Annotated in this window: 1 protein-coding gene; it reads right to left on the reverse strand. The window is 48.6% G+C overall.

The genetic code is table 11. From position 1 onward, the window contains the following. A partial coding sequence (locus R7Z78_RS24620; protein ID WP_318117044.1) for a class I SAM-dependent methyltransferase occupies nucleotides 1-514 on the reverse strand: 514 nt, incomplete at both ends.

Genomic DNA, 514 nt, shown 5'->3' on the forward strand with positions numbered 1-514 from the left:
TCAGCAAGGTAGCGGTAGCTTTCTGCGTCATTCGCGACCAATTCGCCCATTTTTGGCAATAGGTGGAATGAGTACGCGTCGTACACTTTTGATAGTGGTTCGAGAACTGGTTTAGAGAATTCCAAAACCAATAGACGACCACCTGGCTTAAGGACGCGAAACATTGAACGCAGTGCTTTGTCTTTGTCGGTTACATTACGAAGACAGAAGCTGATGGTGATCACATCGAAGTAATCATCTGGGAAAGGCAGTTCTTCTGCGTTAGCTTGTACGTAGTGTACGTTACCCACAATGCCGTTATCGCGCAGTTTGTCGCGGCCAACATTCAGCATTGAGTTGTTAATATCTGCCAGAACAACGTGGCCTTGGTCACCCACAATACGCGAGAATTTCGCGGTTAGGTCACCCGTACCACCACCTAGATCCAGAATGCGCTGACCAGGACGAGCGCCACTGCAATCGATCGTAAAACGCTTCCAAAGGAGGTGAATACCACCTGACATCAGGTCGTTCA

Origin of the sequence: Vibrio sp. 1167 (assembly GCF_033340375.1) — a bacterium.
Classification (GTDB): domain Bacteria; phylum Pseudomonadota; class Gammaproteobacteria; order Enterobacterales; family Vibrionaceae; genus Vibrio; species Vibrio alginolyticus.